At 35.8% G+C, this 15,860-nt stretch carries 15 protein-coding genes and 2 tRNA genes; 7 read left to right on the top strand and 10 right to left on the bottom strand.

Features of this window, described 5'->3' with window-relative positions; genetic code table 11:
• Positions 1 to 467 precede the first annotated feature (467 nt).
• From V4P55_RS04840 to V4P55_RS04830, 3 genes are all read right to left on the bottom strand, one after another.
• Positions 468 to 1,001, bottom strand: a complete 534-nt coding sequence (locus V4P55_RS04840; RefSeq protein WP_455475046.1) for a type II toxin-antitoxin system PemK/MazF family toxin — start codon at positions 999 to 1,001, stop codon at positions 468 to 470.
• Between the two features lie 309 nt (positions 1,002 to 1,310).
• The gene (locus tag V4P55_RS04835; RefSeq protein WP_455473973.1) at positions 1,311 to 1,886 is read right to left on the bottom strand and encodes a disulfide bond formation protein B; all 576 of its coding nucleotides are present in this window, start codon (positions 1,884 to 1,886) and stop codon (positions 1,311 to 1,313) included.
• A 12-nt stretch (positions 1,887 to 1,898) separates the two neighbouring features.
• On the bottom strand, positions 1,899 to 2,519 hold the full coding sequence (locus tag V4P55_RS04830) for a YqaA family protein (RefSeq protein ID WP_455473972.1): 621 nt from the start codon (positions 2,517 to 2,519) through the stop codon (positions 1,899 to 1,901).
• A gap of 161 nt (positions 2,520 to 2,680) precedes the next feature.
• Between V4P55_RS04830 and V4P55_RS04825 the strand changes: the two genes are divergently transcribed.
• Positions 2,681 to 2,765: transfer RNA gene (locus V4P55_RS04825), tRNA-Leu, on the top strand.
• 780 nt (positions 2,766 to 3,545) lie between these two features.
• Here V4P55_RS04825 and V4P55_RS04820 read toward each other — a convergent pair.
• From V4P55_RS04820 to V4P55_RS04805, 4 genes are all read right to left on the bottom strand, one after another.
• Positions 3,546 to 3,911 (bottom strand): hypothetical protein, encoded by a 366-nt coding sequence (locus V4P55_RS04820; protein WP_455473971.1) that lies wholly within the window; start codon positions 3,909 to 3,911, stop codon positions 3,546 to 3,548.
• A 1,239-nt stretch (positions 3,912 to 5,150) separates the two neighbouring features.
• Positions 5,151 to 5,744: a hypothetical protein gene (locus V4P55_RS04815; RefSeq protein ID WP_455473970.1), complete on the bottom strand. Its 594-nt coding sequence runs from the start codon at positions 5,742 to 5,744 to the stop codon at positions 5,151 to 5,153.
• 233 nt (positions 5,745 to 5,977) lie between these two features.
• Positions 5,978 to 8,104 carry a toprim domain-containing protein gene (locus V4P55_RS04810; protein WP_455475045.1) on the bottom strand — a complete coding sequence of 709 codons (2,127 nt, stop codon included), beginning with the start codon at positions 8,102 to 8,104 and terminating at the stop codon, positions 5,978 to 5,980.
• Between the two features lies 1 nt (position 8,105).
• Positions 8,106 to 9,200, bottom strand: coding sequence for a YdaU family protein (locus tag V4P55_RS04805; protein WP_455473969.1), 1,095 nt, complete (start codon positions 9,198 to 9,200; stop codon positions 8,106 to 8,108).
• 444 nt (positions 9,201 to 9,644) lie between these two features.
• Between V4P55_RS04805 and V4P55_RS04800 the strand changes: the two genes are divergently transcribed.
• From V4P55_RS04800 to V4P55_RS04785, 4 genes are all read left to right on the top strand, one after another.
• On the top strand, positions 9,645 to 9,956 hold the full coding sequence (locus V4P55_RS04800) for an XRE family transcriptional regulator (RefSeq protein WP_455473968.1): 312 nt from the start codon (positions 9,645 to 9,647) through the stop codon (positions 9,954 to 9,956).
• Between the two features lie 333 nt (positions 9,957 to 10,289).
• The gene (locus V4P55_RS04795) at positions 10,290 to 10,679 is read left to right on the top strand and encodes a hypothetical protein (protein WP_455473967.1); all 390 of its coding nucleotides are present in this window, start codon (positions 10,290 to 10,292) and stop codon (positions 10,677 to 10,679) included.
• A 4-nt stretch (positions 10,680 to 10,683) separates the two neighbouring features.
• On the top strand, positions 10,684 to 10,872 hold the full coding sequence (locus tag V4P55_RS04790; RefSeq protein WP_455473966.1) for a hypothetical protein: 189 nt from the start codon (positions 10,684 to 10,686) through the stop codon (positions 10,870 to 10,872).
• A 572-nt stretch (positions 10,873 to 11,444) separates the two neighbouring features.
• Positions 11,445 to 12,260, top strand: a complete 816-nt coding sequence (locus tag V4P55_RS04785) for a lambda exonuclease family protein (protein ID WP_455473965.1) — start codon at positions 11,445 to 11,447, stop codon at positions 12,258 to 12,260.
• 96 nt (positions 12,261 to 12,356) lie between these two features.
• Here V4P55_RS04785 and V4P55_RS04780 read toward each other — a convergent pair.
• Positions 12,357 to 12,431 (bottom strand) — tRNA-Thr (locus V4P55_RS04780).
• 164 nt (positions 12,432 to 12,595) lie between these two features.
• Between V4P55_RS04780 and V4P55_RS04775 the strand changes: the two genes are divergently transcribed.
• Positions 12,596 to 12,748, top strand: coding sequence for a hypothetical protein (locus V4P55_RS04775; RefSeq protein ID WP_455473964.1), 153 nt, complete (start codon positions 12,596 to 12,598; stop codon positions 12,746 to 12,748).
• Positions 12,749 to 12,878: 130 nt separating this feature from the next.
• The gene (murA, locus tag V4P55_RS04770) at positions 12,879 to 14,174 is read left to right on the top strand and encodes a UDP-N-acetylglucosamine 1-carboxyvinyltransferase (RefSeq protein WP_455473963.1); all 1,296 of its coding nucleotides are present in this window, start codon (positions 12,879 to 12,881) and stop codon (positions 14,172 to 14,174) included.
• A 232-nt stretch (positions 14,175 to 14,406) separates the two neighbouring features.
• Here the strand turns inward: murA and V4P55_RS04765 are convergent, their stop codons facing one another.
• Positions 14,407 to 15,228, bottom strand: coding sequence for a TIGR00282 family metallophosphoesterase (locus V4P55_RS04765; RefSeq protein ID WP_455473962.1), 822 nt, complete (start codon positions 15,226 to 15,228; stop codon positions 14,407 to 14,409).
• 18 nt (positions 15,229 to 15,246) lie between these two features.
• Complete coding sequence (locus V4P55_RS04760) at positions 15,247 to 15,855, bottom strand: 5-formyltetrahydrofolate cyclo-ligase (RefSeq protein ID WP_455473961.1); 609 nt, start codon at positions 15,853 to 15,855, stop codon at positions 15,247 to 15,249.
• Positions 15,856 to 15,860: the final 5 nt, after the last annotated feature.

Here is a 15,860-nt window from a genome sequence, read left to right as displayed (position 1 = left end):
AAAGAGTTATTATGTTTGGGAGTTATTATGTTTGGTAAAGGCTCTTTTTAAAGAAAAAGAGCTCCTGACAAAACTTATGAAAATACATTTAGCGTTTGGCGATATGTGTATTGTTTCGTTTGCATGAAAAATGATAAAAAATTCAACTGATTCAACAAGAAAGATTTCACGTATCACTTATATGATTTGCAGATATTTTAAGATCGGTACGATAAAAAGTATATATTAAAGCTTTCACAAAGAATAGTTAGAAAGATAAATAAAAGTTTTACAATGGGCGTCAAAATATTTACGCAAAATCAATCCATAAATGACGAAAGGAGTGGACAACCACTCCTTCGTTCCTGTCTCTCCTTTGCGGAGAAGCGGCCACCATTACTGATGCCGTAGATACCCTTATATATACGTCTATTTTTGAAAAAGTCAAACTTTTTACTTTATTTTTTAATTAAAAATAAAGTTTTTTATTAATGTTGTAAACGCGGTAAAAATTTTAGAGTAAGAGCAACAATTTTATGAAACTCTTTTTCGGACAATCTTGGTATATTGCGTGAGCAGCTTAAACGACTGACGGAAACTGTTGTGACATAATTGCAAATAATCCATGCTTTTTTGTTGCTTATAGGCGATTGAAGTGCAAATGCAGCTGGATTATTAGGTTGTGACTTTGTCGTAAAAGGCAATACTGTCACATTGCCATACAGTTTTGCATTTTTGGAGAGTATTAAAACAGGACGTTTTTTCCAAAATTCTGGCAATATCGAATCATGAGGAAAGTCGCACCAAAAAACTTGTCTAATACGTGGTGCTGATTTCACTCGTGGTTTTATATGAGGTGGACGTGTATAAGGAGCGTTTAAGTCATACCCTAGCACGTGCTCTTTCCATGCGTCATGGTCGTGTTCCATGGGAACACCGGGCTCTTCAAGCTGGTTTATATCAAAGGAGGAGGTAGACGATGGAGTTAAAAAAGAAGGTGGTGTATTTTTATCCTTTGGCATAGCATACCATTCATATTGACTGATTATGCCCCTCACTTATTCTATAGCTTTTCTATATAATTTTTATCAAACTATTGCTAATAAGTATAGAAGAGAAGAGGATAAACTATACAATTATTTTCATTTTTTTGCCACTTTTGAAAATAAATCAGAATATGGAATATTGCTGACAAGGCTTTATTATGCTGGTGAGAAAATAGAAAAATAAAACAAAATATTGCCAAATGTTAAAATTGGAGAGCGCAATTTTGCGCTCTCCTTTGGGCTTTGCTGTTACACCCTAGGTTTTCTGTGATATTTTTTGTTTTTCTATGATATCTGTTTGCGTCTTGAAAGGATACCTTTTGAAGCAACATAAAGGCAGATCACTGTATAAAGTAAACTAAAAACAGCATTCCACCCAGCAAATGAGAGAAAAAGAAACCGCCATGGTGCATCAGCACAAGAAGCAGGGTGGATGTTATTTAATTGATTAAGTAGCTGGTTTGCGTCCATTGTTAAAGCCGTCGCGTTTGTACCACAACTAGCAGGGGCTGGCCAAAAATTATATTCGACCCCCGTATGATACAGCGCTAAGACTGAACTACCTGCCATTAAGACAAAAACACAAAAAAATAAAAATTGTACCCCAAAAGACATACGAGAAAACCACGCGCCAAGACCTGCCAGAAGCAAAAATGGTAAGGCGATATAATAAGGTAAACGTTCCGTTAAACAGAGATTACAAGGAAGATATCCACCAATATATTCAAATCCAAGAGCGACACCTATGGTGGTGGATAAGCAAAAAATAAGAAAAAAAGCCCATAAGCCTTGCTCTTTTTTACTTGGTGCCATGTAAAGATGTCGATGTAAAATATGCCAAAAAGACGAAGTACGTGCCATTGAGCATGTTCCTTAAAATAACAAGTGTTTATTTATAAAAAATACAAAAATTCCGTAAATTGTTAAAAGCGTCACAGAACCAATTAGGATAATCCATTTAAAATTCTGAAAAATAAAATTAACAATTTTCTGCCCAAAACGTTTAATGAGCCATGCAAAAAAGTAAAAACGCCCTCCCCGAGTCAGAATTGATATTATAATAAAAATTCCAAGATGTACATTCATAGCTCCTGATAAGATTGTTACAATTTTAATAGGAGGGAAATGAAAAAAACCTGAAATAATCAGTAAAACCACCAAAAAGTCCAAAGTCGTATCATTTCGCAGTGCTTGAAACTTTTCATACTTACCATAAAACTCTAAAATGGGTTTGGCAATTGTTTCATAAGTAAAATGTCCGATACACCAACTAGCAATTCCTCCTAAAACAGAACACACAGTAGCAATAAAAGCGTAGTGATAAGCACGATGCGGACGGACAAGTACCATGGGAATATATAAAATATCTGCTGGAATTGGAAAAATAAAACTTTCAATAAAAGCAACAAATCCAAGCCAATACGGCGCTGTAGGCCTATTCGCTAAAGAAATCGTCCAAAGCTTTAATGTTTCCAATGTTACAGGTTTTTTCATAAGCTTAAATAGACAAAGATTAAAAAATTGACGTTTAATAAACCAAGCAGAATAAAAATAATATAAATTTTTAAAATAAAGAGAAGTCTTATGTTGACGAATCTAAACTTCTTCATATAGTGCCAGAGGTGATGAACAAATTTGTTCATTTATAATGATGTGCGGGTGTGGTGGAACTGGTAGACGCGCCAGACTCAAAATCTGGTTCCGAGAGGAGTGTCGGTTCGAGTCCGACCACCCGCACCATTTCATTATAATAGTAAAGAGATTCAATTCTCGGTAAATTTTCAAATCTTCAACAAGCCCTTTCATTAAATTTTTTTATTGGTTTGTTTGGCATTTTTCTTTCATGTTCTAATTGTAATTTCATAATAAACAACCATAATACGATAATAATATTAACAAATTTTGAGCAAAACAAAAATTGTTCTCATAAATTTCAGTAATATTTAAAATAAATAATAATGATACATTAAAAAAAAGCTCAGATAAAACATAATAAAGCAAAGAAACAGTAAAAAGCATTTATTATAAACTTATCTTATCAATTTTTATCAGATTCTGTTTATTAAACCTTTAACTCCCTTAACGCATTATTTAGAGCAAATAACCAATAAAAAGAAAAACAATATTGCTGTAACATAGAGATAAAAATCAAGCAAAATAGATGCTCCAAAAAATGAAGAAAGTTTATTGAATGAAAGTTGCATTGCTTAAGCCTTTTAATAAAAGTAAACCTTTATAAAAATAAGAAATAGAACAAGTATAAAACGATATTCGTTATTAATAAAAATAAAAGCTAAGCAAAACAAATTCATAAAAAATACAAAATTATAGAATTAAATTTTTATCGCTTAACCTTTTATAAAGAATAAACTATTATATAAGTAAAAGGGGTAGTATGTATAAATTTATTAAAAGGCCCTAAAAAATAAAGGGCCTTTTAAGCAATTTGAATCCATGAAATATATTTTGATATTTGGAGATTATATTTATGAATTCTCATGCACAACTTTAATTATTTAATTAGCTGTGAGAAGAAGGTGTGTTGCAAAATAATTGTATGATAATATTCGCAATAGAGCGTAAAAAACCAAAGAGTGCACCTATTAATTTTCTTCCATTATTATAAAAATCATCCATTTTTTCTTGTGGTATTCTGCTTGTAACAAGGTCAACATTATCGAATGTACCATTTATATTTTCAATAAAATGTAAATCCTTTTTTGGATAAGTAAAAGATTTTTTATTATAAGTAAAAGATTTTTTAGCATCAGTAAAATTAGTAATAACAGGAGAATTTTTTTGTATTGCCTTATGATCAGATGTTTGAATTGCTAAAGCTAAGCTACTGGTAACTGCACCTGCTATAAAAAGATATCTGATATTCATAGTTTTTCTCCTATATTTATTCTTGTAAATAAATATCATAATGGATTATATATAAAAACACTTTAAATAACTATAGTAAAAATGCAACAGTTATAAAAAAGAATCTAATTTATCTATAATTTTAGAAATTTAATCCTTTTCTTTTTCAATAAAACTACGAATTTATTAGAGAAATTCTTTAAAATTTTTTTTTATTTATAATCAAAACGGAATTTAAAATATATAAATAAAATCGTCATCAAATTGGTATTTATAAATCATTTATTTATATCATAATAAAAAGATATATAATCAATAAACACTTATAAATACTAACTTAAATGCTGTAATATTGAAGCATATCTTGTAATAATAATTTCTATAATAAAAGATTATTATAATCTTTTTTTATCATAATTATCGTTATTTAATTTGTGCTTTGAATTCTTTTTTTATCTTTAATAGATACTTCTTTTTTCATTAAGGGAATAAAACTTTTTTAGCTCTTATGGAGATATAAAGTTTAATTTTGAGCAATAAAGATAAAAATACAGTATGTATAGAAAAATTGATTTTTATATTTTTCTTTCTTTGACTATGTTTGAATAACGTTCATAAAGGAAACTCTGAAAAATATATGTGTCATATCATTAAAAATATATAGAATAAAATAAAGGTGACATATTTGGTTTTATTATAAATTTATTCTTTTACACATATGACGAATATGTATTTTTATTGTTGTTTATAATTTATTATATAGATCATTTTAAACATATTGTTTTAAACATATTGTTGATATGAAAAATGTTTTCTCATTCATAATAAGCAAGATTCTAACGAGAAAAGAAAAACTAGCAGTTTGCTGAAATTGTAAAAAGAATGCGAATGCTGCAATGCTTCCCCCCTTATTTGCTGAAATGTACTGATTATTTAAGGATGTATCTCTTTAATGAAGAGTAGAGAAATAGAAAGAACAATTTTTAGAAAAAATTTATCAATCTGTATAAGACGACCATTTATTTTTTAGTGACATTGGTTTTTAGGGAAAGGGGCATTTTAAGAGCGTTAGGTGTGAGAAAAATAAAATGAGTGAAGCTGGTAATCATTTTCAATATTTACTGTTATCACTCATTCTATTTTATGAAGAGAGTGTTTCCGATGGTGCCTCTGACAGTACTTATAATGTTTAACTTCTTGTTTATTGCCTGAATTTTAATCTGCTGTTTTTTATACTTTTTATGTAGTGCAGAGAGTTTCTTAAGAGCATTTTTGGTTTGTATATCCCCAATGCAAGGCAAGTAAATCTAAACAATCTCGTAAATGGTCAGCAAGTGAATTTTGTTTGCGTTTTGAGGCATGTAAATCTTTTATTGCTTGACCATAACCGACAACTTGTTCAACAAGCTGATAGCCAAGAATACCAAGGGAAATTTTGATCGTGTTTAAGTGATTGGTTGCCTCTATTTGACTTTCAATGGGATGAACATAAGCTTGATTTCCATCAACCTTTTGACGCGTATAATCAAGGCTCATGTGAAGATCAGCTTGGCTTTGACGCCAGTAACTATAAAAACGTTCTGCTGCTTTATATTGTGCTTTATTGATATGTCCTTTTGCATATAAAAGTGCAATGGGACGGCTATTGGCATTGGCAATGGCAACAATGGTTCGCGGGTTACTGGTGCTTTCTTGGTAGGCTGGTTGAAAGTAAGGATTGCTTGTCTTAACAGATATTTCTTGCGTTTTTAAGTGTCCAATGCGTTGTTTCTCTGTAGCGTGGTGAGAGGAAGGAAGAGTGGATGCTTTTCTTTTTTGTGCATCTTTATTGTTGTGCTTGTTTTGATAAGGCATAATATCTCCTTCAAAGTTATGGTTTGGTGGTATGCTTCAAAAAAGTGGGTATGTTGTCTCCTTGCAAAAGAGAAATTTTAATGCTGTTAGCCAGGTGAGTATTGAGAGAGATTGGACTTTACTTTTTTGTTGCTCAAGCTTTTTCTTTTGTGCCAAATTTTGTAAGAAAAACAAGGGAATGCTTTAAAGTTTATGTAACATTCAAGAGGGTAATATTGGGGTAAGGGCAGTTATCATTGCAAGGATTCTTTGGCTGGTTTTTCTGCTTGTCCAAGATAATGTCTGGTAGATGAAGAATATTCACAAGAACAACGATAACGATAGGTTTGTAGGTCAAACCAAAGACCGACTTTTCCTTCAAAATCACCGGAACGTTGTTTGGCAATATTCATAATGACACCGGGACGTTTGGCTAAAGCTGCCTTTTCTTCTCTATTAGATGTTGCGCAAATTTTATCTTCTAACGACCGATTGCGCCAGATGGTGATAATATTAAACGCATTCGCTCCAATTTCTGAAGCACCTTTAATATCTTCAGTGGTAGGCACTTCCCTTTCTAGGCCGCTTTTGCGTGTATGGGAAACAAGATGAATGTGCACTGCATTTGAAACTGCCCAATTCACCATTTTATAAACGGCTTGTTCTTGCCCTGTGTAATCATCAGAAGCGATTCCCAGTCGCATGAGGCTATCGATAATAAATTGGTCGCAGCCATAACGTGCACGGCAATAATCGAAGACATCAAGCAATGTGTCGACACTTGATTTTCCAACATGTTCATAAAGAATAAGCCCTTCATCTAAAAAGTGTAAGATCTGTTCAATCATTTCTTTTGTAGGGTGTTTTAATCCTCCTGTTTGTTTTATTAAACGGCGCAAGGATTGTTCTCCTTTCATTTCCAGCGATGCTAAGCAAAGACGGCTCTTTTGTGCAATCCAATGAGGGATGCAATCCGACAACAGTTGGCTTTTTCCTACACCACTAGATCCACTCCAAAGAGTTAATTCTGCTGGACGAAAATAAAGTTTATCTTTGAGCTTAGGGTAGGGAACCGTGTAACCTTGACGCTGTTCTGGGGTTGGCCAAAACAGTCCAATGATTTTATTTTTATAGTCGGAAGCCCGCCTTAATCCTTCTGGAGCGAAGCTTTTTGCTGACGAAAAAGCTGCTTGTATGGTTTCAATATTGATACCTGTGGTCAGACATTCATTTGCGTCTTTTTTGGGCAAGCGGACGCGATAACAGCGATGGCGACCAAGTCTATTGGCAATCTCATGGGCTGCTTCTTCTCCTGATTTGTCCATATCGGTTGCTAAAAAAATGGTTTCGAACGATTCTAAATGATCAAATTCATTTTCAATCCAGTTTTGTTTTCCTCCAGTACCTCCTCCAAATGGCACTGAAACTGCTGGATAGCCGTAAGCGGCTAGTGAAAGGGCATCAATTTCGCCTTCGGTGATGACAATTGTGCGATTGGTTGAGCCAAAGTTTGGCTTTTCTAGTACAAATTTTTGATTCGCTAAAAATGCTCCCCAACTCCTTTGTTGTTCTGATATCAGTTTTTGACTTGTTGCAAGACACTCTTGATTTGCTAAAAAAGTTTCTTTCTGCGCTGGTGTAAGCTCTTGGCTTGCTGGAGAAAGATGCTGATTCGCTGAGACAGGTTTCTGCTGGACGGATGTAAATTTTTGATCTGTAGAGCAATCTTCCTTTTGTGCCAAGGTAAGTTCTGAATCCGTTTGTAAGGCGCATTGATTTGTTGAAGCACAAGCGGGATCCCTGGGGAAAAGCGCTTGCCAGCCAAACAAAATTGCTTCACACTGCGATGTTGTTGGTTTTGCTTTTGCACCTGCTTGCGCTAGCCTTTCTTTCACCAAAGCAAGTGTGCCATCTGGCTTGTAAAAGGGAAAAATAATCTTTTTACCATTTTCTTTTATGTGGTAACGTTCTAAAATCGCAAGAGGGATATGGCGTTCTTTGTTGAGGTAAGTTTTTACCAAATTCTGCGGAGTGTCTCCAGAGGGAAGTGATGGGCGATGATAAAAACGTTGAGGCGCCATAAATGGTTTGGGACGTTTAAGGTTAAGGTAGCTGCGCGCTTCCTCTAATGCTTGGGAAAGGGTGATCCCCTTTACACCGCACCAAAGATCTAAAAGATCGCCTCCACTGCCTTCGGCAAAATCATACCAAAGTCCGGCTTTGTCGCCGCTCAAACAGACTGATAAACTTTGTCCGGCTTCACCCCGTACATTGCCTACAATCCAATGATTGCCACGTTTATACCCTTGTGGTAGCAGCATTTGTGCAACGGAATCGGCTTGAAATGAAAGCTTTTGTTTGATTTCAAAAATTGTGCTCATGTTAAAGCGTGTGGTAGTTGATGAGGTTGCGGTAAAAGGCATCGTCGTTGCTGGAATGCGACGCTGAAGCTTTGTGAGAGGAAAAAGTTGCAAGTCTTTCCTGATTCTCTTTTAACCGTTCAATTTCACGGCGAAACCAGTTGCGCCATGTCGCTTGCCAATCAACTTTAAGCGCTTCTTTACCGCTTTTAGCATGCCAATAATCGCGAAATTTCTTTTCTTGCCAACGAGCTTGTTCTTCACTTAAACCTTCTAAAACTGCTGCATGAATATCTGCTGTCCAATCGGCAGGTAAACGCTGCCCTTTGGCTATGTGAGGTTCAGCTTTTTTGCACATACTCATGGCATTTTGCCTATGCTCAGCTGTATTGGTTATGTGTTTTACAGCTTCAGCTCCACTGGTGAAATGATCCATATGCTCATTGGAATTGGTTAAATTTTCTGCATGATCAGGAGCACGGGAAAGGCTTTGTGCGTTCTCTTCCTTTGCCGAATCAGAAAAATTTTCTGTTTCATCTCGTCCTTGGGAAATCAAGGAAGAAGAGAGTTTCCCAAATGATTCTCCCCATTCTCTCTCCTTCCTTGTGTGTGAAGAAGAAAAAAACTTCTTTTCACAAACACCGGTAGGTGTTTGTTTTTCTTCTTCCCTTTGAGCTTCTGAGTTACGTTCATCATCTCTTGCTGTGTTGTTAAGCAAGTGTTGAATTCTTTTATTGATTTTATTGCGTTTTTTTGCTGAAGCGCGACCCGCAAATGATTTTTGTTCTAGCAATTTTATTCGCTCATGAAAAACATTTTCGCACCGCTGATTCCATAAACCATTTGCTAAATTTAAAATCTTACCTTCTTCAATTAGCATCTCTAAAACATGGGTAAAAGTTCGTTTATCACAGCCGCAAAGACGTGCTAGTCTTTCTGTTGACAATTCTAAAGGGCGACCACGAGCGTACATTTCGTTAAGTAAGATGGTATAAATGCCAATTTCATGCGCGCGCATTCCACGCACGCTTCCTAAAAAATCATTTTGATACCAACACACATAAGGAAGTGTGGAGGCTTCATAATGAGGAGTTTCTTGTTGATGAGCGTGTTTCATACTTCAATCTACTTTATTCTTTATTTATATAGCTTTACTCGTAATAAAATTGAAATGAATGCTTTGATGCATTTCAATGATATTTTTGAGAGCGTTTATATTTGAGCTATTATGTTACAGTTTTGTTGCAGTTTGTTCTATTGGATGATAGATCTTTAAATGTTTTTATAATATTTCATAGGTTATGTTATTATGTATGCCAAAATGCATGCAACTTTACAGTTTGATGTTGCGTAAATGGCAAAGGGTTAATAATACAATATTTAGACGCATAGGTTTTCGGGGGCACCTTTTTGCATCCTTTGGGGTGGCAGAGTGTTTTTATTGTCCGAGAATTAAATTTGTCCTCCAGAGAATAAATTTTATCCTTTTTTGAGGATAATACAAGTCCATTTTTTAAAAAGGACGTGTCTTTTTTTAGGAGACGCGTTATATGGTGAGACTATGAATATCGATGGTTGGCGTCAAAGATTACGCGTAGCACTTGAAAAAAGTGGGCGGTCAAAAAGATCAATTTCTCTTGCTGCAGGAAAGGGGGCAGGATACCTTCATTCTGTTCTTAAAGAAGGTAAAGAGCCAACAATAGAATCTCTTGCTCGTATCTGCCATGAAATTAACGTGAGTATAAATTATATTCTTTATGGAGATAGCATGAGCTTTGAAGATCAAGAGTTTATAGAGCTTATTTCGAAGATCTCTCCGGAGGAGAGGCAAGCGATTTTGACTCTTTTACGGCGATCAAATGGCGAAGCATAAGAATGATATCTTTTTGTGTTTTTTGATCAAGAGTGCACCAATATTTTATTAATTTTAAATCACTCATTTTAGCTTCCCCCGTCTATTAGCTTCCCTTGTCTATTGGTGTTGGGTTGGTAAGAACAAATAGAGAACAGTGCAACGGTATTATGCAAATGAAGGTGGGTAAATTTTGCATTCACATATGTTGTTTTTACGCCATACAGATTAAAATATATCTTTTATTAAGGATAAAATAATTGACATATCTCCAATAGAGGATATAAGACTACTGCTATATTTGGTCATGTCAAGATAAAGATACCCTTTATCAACTATCCAAAGGGGGAAATCATGAAAAATATTCCATTCGTTAAAGAGGATGAAATTATCATAATTCTTTGTGAAAATGAAAAGAGCGATGCATATGAAGGACCTATCGAACAAGTAGAAGAAGTCCTCGAATTTATTGAAGAATGTGAAATGGTTCAAAGAGTTTTGCGTCTTGATCTTATAACGCTTCATGCGGATGATGTGAGTGAAGAATTGGCATATGCTTATATCCAAAATAATGATCTTGATGAGCAAAATGCACAACTACAACCATTTATTTTCAACAGCGATGCCTATCATGCCTGTTTAGATGAAAAAGTTGCGAGAGAGTACGAAAAGAATCTCTATGGATCTTACGAAAAACAACACCGTTTGCGTCCATGTGATGTATTAAAAGACTATTGGTGGTAAAATCATGCCAAGTTATCTCAAAACTATTTATAATGGAATTTCACTCTATTATGCTGGAAAAAACAAAAATACCATAAAACTCGAACCACAAAAACAAAATGCAGTACCTTTCACATCATACACGGTAGCACAACACGCTGCAAAAAAACTTGCTTACGAACATCTGCGAGATGATTTTTTCATAGAAGAATAACAAAATCTCGCAGTCTCCCATTTTTTGTAAAGACATAAAAGCTAAAAATGGGAGAAAAAATATATAAGAAGGCAATTTAGAGAAAAAACGATATTATGCTTGGTCAAGAAAAATGGGCTGCCAAGATTGGATCTGACAAGTAAAGAGCTGCGAGAAAAGGACTTATGTCAGAACAAAAAAACCTTCAAAATGATTTGCAAGTGAGAAGACCTGATAAAAAAAGTTACTGTGGAAAAACATGACAAACAGATGAGCCAGATGAGTCTGAGAAGAGAAGTGATAAAGGTGGCTCATTGAGTGAGAAGAATTTTAAATAAAGCGCATGCTTTACAGAATATGCGCATATATTTTGCACCAAAAGCATATAGAAGTCTCTAAAAATTAAAAAAATATCTGAAAACAAAAGCAGTTCATACATTCAATAACAAAACACAAACTGTATTTGCAAAAGTGAGACAAGAAACATCAGATGATGTTGGAGGAAAAAAGCAACACATAAAAAGCTGTCAGAAATCAAAATTGAATATTGAGAAAGCGTTCCAAAAGTGGGCTTTTTAAAGGGAGAAAATATTATGCCAATCGTTATCGATTGTGTTCAAGGAACAGATGAATGGTTTAAAGCACGCAGTGGTTTGATTACTGCTTCTTTGTTTGAAATGGTTATGGCAGAAAAAAAACAGGGACAAAAAACGCAAAAATATTATTCCATTATGATGAAGCTCGCCGGAGAAAGAATCACTGGAAAAATCGTTGAGGAGGGCACAACGCTTACTATGCGACGAGGAACAGAATTAGAACCTGTCGCACGCCAGCTTTATGGCACGCTCACTCAAACACAGCCTGAAATTATTGGATTTGTTTTAGCCGATGATCGCAAAAAAGGATTTTCTCCCGATGCTTTTATTGGAACAAATGGACTATTAGAAATTAAAACAAAAAAACCTGAAGTTCTCATTCCTTATTTTTATCAAAAGAGCTTTCCTCAAGAACATAAAGCACAGTGTCAGGGGGGATTATGGATTGCTCAACGGGAATGGATAGATTTAATGCTTTATTGGCCTGATATGCCACCTTTAATTAAGCGAGCCTATCGTGATGAAGCCTATATTCGCAAGCTTGAAAATGAAATTAATTATTTTAATGAGGCTTTAGACAATATGGTGTACCAAATTAAGCATGCTGATACAGAGGGAATAAAAGGTGTTAAAGCGTTTCCAGGGACGTTTACTGTTTCTTCGTGCTTTCCTGGTATGGATGAAAAAATTGTAAGGAGGGTGGAAACACATCTAGAAAAGAGACCCATTTTCTCGACATTGGGGAAGACAAAAAGAAGATTTGTAAAAAGAGCGGGAACGACTTTCAAAAATATAAGCAAAAGCAAAATTTGACAAAAGTCTGAAAAAGCCAATGCAGGATTTAAAACAGTGTAACACAGTCTCTCAATAAAATGATACGATATGGCGGAAAATGATGTTACGAGAAAATGGTGCTGCGAGAGAGGATTGAACTCTCGACCTCTCCCTTACCAAGGGAGTGCTCTGCCACTGAGCTACCGCAGCATTTTGCAATCTTTGTGCTGCGTTTTGCCATATTGATGAAAAATAGGCAAGAGAACATTTACACATTCTTGCAAGAAAGCTTTTCTTGTGTCATGACATAAAGTTCTTACATTACAGCAATGAGTTTTTTTTTAATAAACGAATACTGCTCAAAAGGCTGCACAATGACGCAAATATTTCAAAACAATAAAAAAGAAAAAGTCAATCACCAAGATGAAAAAGAAAAACGCCGACAGGAAAGATTGGCGAAACAATTACGCGAAAATTTAAAACGCAGAAAAGAGCAAAATCGAAAAAGAATGCAAAAAGAAACATAAAAAACTATTTTTCGCCACTTTTGCAACAAAACTTCTTAATGTCTCGTTCTAAAACACAGCTTATAGAATAACTTTTCAAGAGTTTAAAACCTTTGAAAAGAAAAACTCAAAGGGAGAGAGTGGAACTATTATGGATGCTATTCAAACCGTTGGTGGAAGACAGCTTAAAGGAATTATTCCTATATCAGGAGCAAAAAATGCGGCATTGCCTCTCATGATTGCCGCTTTACTAACAGAAGATACTCTTACTTTAGAGAATGTTCCACATTTGGCTGATGTGGAATTGTTAATTCGTATTCTTAATAATCATGGTGTTGGATATGCGGTGGACGGGCAAAGAGAGACTTCAGACACGATCTCTTCAAGGACAATCCATTTTTCTGCACAAAAGATAGCAACAACATGCGCTCCATATGATTTGGTAAAAAAAATGCGCGCAAGCTTTTGGGTCATTGGACCTTTGCTTGCTCGATGCAAAGAGGCCTATGTTTCACTGCCGGGTGGATGCGCTATAGGAACAAGACCGGTCGACTTTATTCTTGAGGGGCTCAAAGCTTTAGGAGCACACATTACAATCGAAAATGGATATGTGCATGCTAAAGCTGCAAAAGGATTAAAAGGTGCTCAATACCGTTTTCCTAAAATCACTGTCGGGGGAACTCATGTTATGCTTATGGCAGCAGCAACTGCAAACGGAAAAACCGTTCTTGAAAATGCTGCTTGTGAACCAGAAGTGGTAAATCTTGTCCAAGCTTTAAATGCAATGGGAGCAAAAATAACGGGACAAGGAACCTCGACTCTTATCATTGAAGGGGTAAAAAAACTTACTGGTACAAGAATACCTGTTATTGCTGATCGAATCGAAGCAGGAACTTATGCAATGGCTGTTGCCGTGGCGGGGGGAGATGTCTTGCTGAAAAATGCAGATCATAATCATCTGACAAAAGTGTTAGAGGTTCTTAAAAAAACAGGTCTTGATATAGAAATAAAACCTGAAGGTATCCGTGTGAGACGGGATAAAAAGCGCACAAAAATAAATCCCGTGGATATTAAAACAGGCGCTTATCCTGATTTTCCAACCGATCTCCAAGCGCAATTTATGGCTTTGATGACATGCGCCAAAGGAACGTCTCATATTACAGAAACAATTTTTGAAAATCGCTTTATGCATATTCCAGAACTTAAGCGTTTGGGTGCAAAGATACAGCTCGATGGACAAACAGCAACAGTTCATGGAACAGAAAATCTGCAAGGGGCTCAGGTGATGGCAACGGATTTGCGTGCTTCCGTTTCTCTTGTAATTGCTGCTTTGGCAGCTAAAGGAGAAACTATCATTAATCGTGTCTACCATCTTGATCGGGGATTTGAACAGTTGGAAAAAAAATTAGCTGAATGCGGAGCGTCTATTCAACGCGTAACAGTGTAATCTTCTTTCTCTCTTTTGAGAGCTGATTTTGTAAAAGGGTTTCTCTTGTAGAACTTATGTCTCTCATGGAGGAACTCCTTTTCTTTAAGAACAATTGCTCAGAAGCTTTCTTGTAAAAGAAAAAACTTCTTTGAAAAAAGTGATAGGAGAGAGAAAGGTGATGAAACAGGTTTTCAGTGTGGACATTCTTTTTAAAACTGAGGCTCTACAAAGCACGCAATTCTTGAAAAGATTACCAAAAATCTGGACTTTCCGGCTTTAAACGGGGACCAATCCGCACTGCCGAAACCTTTTCAGCTAAACCTGTTTTGTCTGAAATTTCAACCGCTAAACCGCAAATCGTCGCTGGCCCATGTGCAGGCTCGTAGCGATCTCGCTTCTTTTTATAAAGAAAACGGTATAAAGGTTCTTCTTTATCCATGCCAAGCGAAGAATTGTAATCGCCGCACATTCCAGCGTCCGATAAATAAGCACTGCCACCCTCTAAAATTTGCGCATCAGCTGTGGGAGTGTGGGTATGTGTTCCCACAATAACGCTGACGCGACCATCAAGAAAATGTCCAAAACATTGCTTTTCACTTGTTGTTTCTGCGTGAAAATCAAAAATAATTGCATCTACCTGTTCATTCAAAGAACAAGCTGCCAAAATCTTTTCAGCTGTTTCAAATGGGTCATCTGCCTTGCATGGCATAAAAACAGTTCCTAAAAGATTGGCAACAAGAACACGTGCTCCGTTCTTAGCCGTAAAAATACTACAACCTCTTCCTGGAGTGCCTGTGGGAAAATTGGCAGGACGCAAAAACCGTTCGCATTCATATGCATATTGCAATGTTTCTTTGCATCTAAATGCATGGTTGCCCGTTGTAACAACGTCAGCGCCTGCAACTAAAAGATTATGATACGTTTCATGCGTGATGCCAAAACCATTAGACGCATTTTCGCCATTTACCACAACAAAATCAAGTTTCCACTTTTCAATAAGTCGCGGAAGCTCTTGAAAAACAGAGCGACAGCCCGTGGTTCCAACAATGTCACCTAAAAATAAAAATCGCATAAGCGCTTTAATCACATTTTAACATTCTATGAAACCTTTTTCCGTAAAAATACCTTGTACAATCAAATCATGCTCTGCATGAGGAATCGATTCCACTTCTTGACACGAAAATCCTAAACCAAATAAACGTATCTGGTATCCTTGTTTTGTTAAAGTTTCAATAGCACGGTCATAATATCCTCCTCCATAACCAAGGCGATGACATTGGCGATCAAAGGCTGAAAGCGGGACGATAATAATATCTGGAATAACAACGCGACTTTCTACATTGGGACCTATTGTGCCAAAACGCATTTCCTCTAAAACCGTGTTTTCTGAAAATTCACGAAAAACCATTGTGGTTGAGTCAAGCACTGCTGGCAATGCTAAATTGCCACCACAAGATCTTATAAAATGAAATAAAGGATGAGGAGCTATTTCCGATCTGATGGGTAAATAACCAGACAAAATGATGCGTGAAAGATCTTCTCTGCTTTTTTTTAGAAAATCTATGACGTAGGAGCAAGCTTGGTGTGAATAAAGAGTGCGATCTTGTGTAGAAAGCGCGTCGCGGCGGGAGAGACCACGTTGACGTAACTGCGACCGAATCGAAAAAAATGACTTTTGAGGAGTGGTCTTTTGTGTCATTCTTT

It is taken from the genome of Bartonella sp. B30(2025), from assembly GCF_053793825.1.
The sequence above is the reverse complement of the archived record's forward strand: the minus strand, read 5'-3'. Positions and strand labels throughout refer to the sequence as shown.

What these genes read in the sequence shown, in the direction of transcription:
- V4P55_RS04815 (WP_455473970.1), bottom strand. Translation starts at nt 5,744, where the DNA reads ATGCCTTATCAAAACAAGCACAACAATAAAGATGCACAAAAAAGAAAA.
- V4P55_RS04760 (WP_455473961.1), bottom strand. Translation starts at nt 15,855, where the DNA reads ATGACACAAAAGACCACTCCTCAAAAGTCATTTTTTTCGATTCGGTCG.
- V4P55_RS04800 (WP_455473968.1), top strand. Translation starts at nt 9,645, where the DNA reads ATGAATATCGATGGTTGGCGTCAAAGATTACGCGTAGCACTTGAAAAA.
- V4P55_RS04805 (WP_455473969.1), bottom strand. Translation starts at nt 9,200, where the DNA reads ATGAAACACGCTCATCAACAAGAAACTCCTCATTATGAAGCCTCCACA.
- V4P55_RS04840 (WP_455475046.1), bottom strand. Translation starts at nt 1,001, where the DNA reads ATGCCAAAGGATAAAAATACACCACCTTCTTTTTTAACTCCATCGTCT.
- V4P55_RS04795 (WP_455473967.1), top strand. Translation starts at nt 10,290, where the DNA reads ATGAAAAATATTCCATTCGTTAAAGAGGATGAAATTATCATAATTCTT.
- V4P55_RS04775 (WP_455473964.1), top strand. Translation starts at nt 12,596, where the DNA reads ATGACGCAAATATTTCAAAACAATAAAAAAGAAAAAGTCAATCACCAA.
- V4P55_RS04830 (WP_455473972.1), bottom strand. Translation starts at nt 2,519, where the DNA reads ATGAAAAAACCTGTAACATTGGAAACATTAAAGCTTTGGACGATTTCT.
- V4P55_RS04835 (WP_455473973.1), bottom strand. Translation starts at nt 1,886, where the DNA reads ATGGCACGTACTTCGTCTTTTTGGCATATTTTACATCGACATCTTTAC.
- V4P55_RS04810 (WP_455475045.1), bottom strand. Translation starts at nt 8,104, where the DNA reads ATGAGCACAATTTTTGAAATCAAACAAAAGCTTTCATTTCAAGCCGAT.
- murA (WP_455473963.1), top strand. Translation starts at nt 12,879, where the DNA reads ATGGATGCTATTCAAACCGTTGGTGGAAGACAGCTTAAAGGAATTATT.
- V4P55_RS04785 (WP_455473965.1), top strand. Translation starts at nt 11,445, where the DNA reads ATGCCAATCGTTATCGATTGTGTTCAAGGAACAGATGAATGGTTTAAA.
- V4P55_RS04790 (WP_455473966.1), top strand. Translation starts at nt 10,684, where the DNA reads ATGCCAAGTTATCTCAAAACTATTTATAATGGAATTTCACTCTATTAT.
- V4P55_RS04820 (WP_455473971.1), bottom strand. Translation starts at nt 3,911, where the DNA reads ATGAATATCAGATATCTTTTTATAGCAGGTGCAGTTACCAGTAGCTTA.
- V4P55_RS04765 (WP_455473962.1), bottom strand. Translation starts at nt 15,228, where the DNA reads ATGCGATTTTTATTTTTAGGTGACATTGTTGGAACCACGGGCTGTCGC.